General features: G+C 28.8%; 4 protein-coding genes. All 4 read left to right on the top strand.

The window, feature by feature from the left end; genetic code table 11:
• The coding region (locus tag AB1Z17_RS06530) for a tRNA lysidine(34) synthetase TilS C-terminal domain-containing protein (protein WP_368050991.1) at positions 1–195 on the top strand (195 nt) is incomplete at its 5' end.
• A 59-nt stretch (positions 196–254) separates the two neighbouring features.
• The gene (locus tag AB1Z17_RS06525) at positions 255–620 is read left to right on the top strand and encodes a hypothetical protein (protein WP_368050990.1); all 366 of its coding nucleotides are present in this window, start codon (positions 255–257) and stop codon (positions 618–620) included.
• A gap of 96 nt (positions 621–716) precedes the next feature.
• On the top strand, positions 717–3,305 hold the full coding sequence (locus AB1Z17_RS06520) for a phosphoenolpyruvate carboxylase (protein WP_368050989.1): 2,589 nt from the start codon (positions 717–719) through the stop codon (positions 3,303–3,305).
• A gap of 4 nt (positions 3,306–3,309) precedes the next feature.
• Positions 3,310–3,618: DinB family protein (locus AB1Z17_RS06515; protein ID WP_368050988.1), on the top strand; the 309-nt coding region annotated here is incomplete at its 3' end.

Genomic DNA, 3,618 nt, shown 5'->3' with positions numbered 1-3,618 from the left:
TTTCCTATTGGATTGAATGGCAAAAAGAAGTTGAGTAAATTTTTTAAAGATGAAAAGATGTCATTAATAGAAAAAGAAAATACTTGGGTTTTATATACGGCAAACAATTTAATAATTTGGGTAATTGGCAAGCGGTTAGATGAACGTTTTAAAGTAACAAAAACAACTTCTAAATTGTTAAAAGTGAAATTTTAATTGTTTTCGAACTAGAAATAGAGTACTTTAATGGTCAAATATTTTTATATATTAATCATATGTTTTCATCAAAATTGTTTTTTCTTTTTGTATTTTTCATCTCTTATAATATTTGTTTTTCGCAAGAAAAAAGTATTGAAGTAGAAAATCCAATGTTGCCAAATAGCATTTACTCTAAAAATATTTTATCCGATAAAAACAGTACATTTTTAATTCACAATAAGCTAAAATTAAAGAACTATAAGTTTGTTTTTCTAGATGTTGATATAATTAATGATGGTTATTTTACAATTCCACTTAAAAACATTGCGAAACCAAGTAGTTTTGTTTTTGAAACCTTTAAAGACATACAAAACAAACGCAATTTAGAACTAAGTTTTTTTGATGTTTCTAAGCTTTATCTTCCGTACTATCCAAGAAAATAAAAGCATTCACAAAAAAAACGATTTCGTTAAATAAATACTCCAAAAACAGTAATTTTAACTTAGCTTTTGTAATTTTCGCCCATATAACTAAAAAACATGCATAAACAACCAAAATTAACAAGGTTTCAAGAAAACGTATTGTCTAAATACCAAATATATAATAGTATTTTTATGACACTTCCATTTGATACAATTACAAAAACAGGGGTGCTTTTACCATTGTTTCATGAAATATGTAAGAATGGTTTTTCAAGTAAATTAAGTCCAACTGAAATTGTAGAGAATTTCTTTAAAACCTATCAGCAAAATCCTTCAGAAGAAGAAAAAATAAACCTACTTTTTAGATTTATTCAATATATAGAGCGTCAGGTGGTTTTATTTGATGCGATTGAAGATGCTGCTTTTCCGATTGTAAATAATATGGATGGTGTTGGAACTATGCGAAATACTAAAGAAACAGCTGTTCAAGAAAATAAAAAAGAAGCATTACAAAAGTATTTAGAAGAGTTTAAAGTTCGAATTGTTTTAACTGCACATCCTACTCAGTTTTATCCAGGTCCCGTTTTAGGAATTATCACCGATTTGGCAGAAGCAATTGAGAAAGACGATCTGCTTTTAATAAATAAATTATTGGCTCAATTAGGTAAAACTCCATTTTTTAAACACGAAAAACCGTCACCTTATGATGAAGCTGTAAGTTTAATTTGGTATTTAGAAAATGTATTTTACCACTCAATATCAGACACTTATAGTTATATTCAAAATAATATTTTTGACGGAAAAAAAATACCCAACCAAATTATTGATTTAGGTTTTTGGCCTGGTGGAGATCGTGATGGGAATCCGTTTGTTACTACAGAAATTACTTTAAATGTTGCCAAAAGATTAAAGCAAACTATTTTAAAAAATTACTATAGAGATATTCGAATTTTAAAGAAGCGATTAACATTTAATGGTGTTGAAGATTATATTACCGAATTAGAAGTTCTATTATTTGATAATAGTGTTAATCCGGACTTAAATACAATGTTGTCTTTAACTGATTTTATTGCGAGATTAGAAGAAATTAGGTCAATAATAATTGAAAAACATCAATCTTTATATGAAGATGAGATTAATGATTTTATCAACAAAGTGCATTTATTTGGCTATCATTTTGCTACGTTAGATATTCGACAAGACAGCCGCGTGCATCACAATGTTTTTTCAGAAATAGTAACCGCTTTACAAGAACATGGGAATACTGAATTTCCTAAAAATTATTTAGAACTGTCAGAATCTAACCAGATAGAAATTCTATCAAAAGTTAAAGGCCCTATAGATATTGATATTTTTGATAACGAAATGGTTTCTAAAACATTAAGTTCTATTTTAGCTGTAAAGTCTATTCAAGAAAGTAATGGAGAGCGTGGTTCAAACAGATACATTATTAGCAATAATCAAAAGGCTTTAAATGTAATGGAAACTTTTGCAATGTTTAATTTATGTGGTTTTAATCATAATATTACTGCAGATATTATTCCGCTTTTTGAGACTATAACAGATTTAGAAAATGCAGAAGGTGTAATGAATAAGTTGTATGAAAATAAAGCATATATGAAGCATTTGATGCAAAGGGGACATAAACAAACCATTATGCTTGGTTTTTCTGATGGAACAAAAGATGGAGGTTATTTAATGGCAAACTGGGCTATTTTTAAAGCCAAAGAAAACTTAACCAAAATTTCAAGAGCATACGGAATTAAAGTGATATTTTTTGATGGTCGTGGTGGTCCTCCTGCACGTGGTGGAGGAAAAACACATCAATTTTATGCTTCTTTAGGTCCAACTATAGAAAATAAGGAAATTCAATTAACTGTGCAAGGGCAAACTATTAGTTCTAATTTTGGAACACAAGATGCTGCACAATACAATATTGAGCAATTATTAAGTGCTGGTATTGCCAATGAATTATTTAGCAATGCCAACAATGTTATGACTGAAGATAGTATTGAAATTATGGATGATTTGGCTATAATAAGTTACCAAGCATATTCAGATTTTAAAAATCATCCTAAATTTTTACCGTATCTAGAGCGTATGAGTACCTTAAAATATTATGCAAAAACAAATATTGGTAGTCGTCCTTCAAAACGATCTAGTAGTTCAGAATTAAATTTTGCAGATTTACGAGCCATTCCTTTTGTTGGTTCATGGAGTCAATTAAAGCAAAATGTTCCTGGTTTTTATGGAGTTGGAACCGCTTTAAAAAAGTATGAAGATAATGACGAATTTGATAAAGTAATTGATTTTTACAATAGTTCAGATTTCTTTAAAACATTGATAGGGAATAGTATGATGTCTCTTTCAAAATCGTTTTTTGGATTGACACAATACATGGAAAAAGATGAAGAGTTTGGCGATTTTTGGAAAATTATTTTTAAAGAATATGAAACAACACATCGTTTAATTTTAAAATTAACAGGCTATTCAAAGTTAATGGAAAGCAATAAAGTTGGTAAAGCATCAATTGATATTCGAGAGGATATTGTGCTGCCTTTAATTACGATACAACAATTTGCATTAATCAATATTCAGAAATTACAGAAAGATGAAAATGCAGATCCAGAATTGTTAAAAACATTTGAAAAAATGGTAACACGTTCTTTATTTGGGAATATTAACGCCAGTAGAAATTCGGCATAAAATTATGAATTCAAGACAAGTAAGTACTCAAGAGTACGCTCCGTTTTACAGTCAATATATTAAAGCATTAGGAGAAGTTGACCTTATTGAAGTTTTAGAGGCTTCATTAAAAGATTTAATAGCTAATCTAGAGGGTTTACAGGAAGAAAAGTTAATATACAGATATGTTGAAGGAAAATGGACCATTAAAGAATTAATGCAACATATTATAGATACTGAACGTGTGTTAAGTTATAGAGCATTGCGTTTTTCAAGAAATGATACAACTAATTTGCCCGGTTTTGATGAAGATTGGTATGTGGCTAATTCTAAT

The sequence above is a fragment of the Lutibacter sp. genome, assembly GCF_040883305.1.
Taxonomy (GTDB): Bacteria; Bacteroidota; Bacteroidia; order Flavobacteriales; family Flavobacteriaceae; genus Lutibacter.
Note: the sequence above shows the minus strand (reverse complement) of the source record. Positions and strands in the feature narration are given on the sequence as shown.

Bases quoted from the DNA above. Each gene is read 5' to 3' on its own strand.
- AB1Z17_RS06525 (WP_368050990.1), top strand. From the start codon at position 255: ATGTTTTCATCAAAATTGTTTTTTCTTTTTGTATTTTTCATCTCTTAT.
- AB1Z17_RS06520 (WP_368050989.1), top strand. From the start codon at position 717: ATGCATAAACAACCAAAATTAACAAGGTTTCAAGAAAACGTATTGTCT.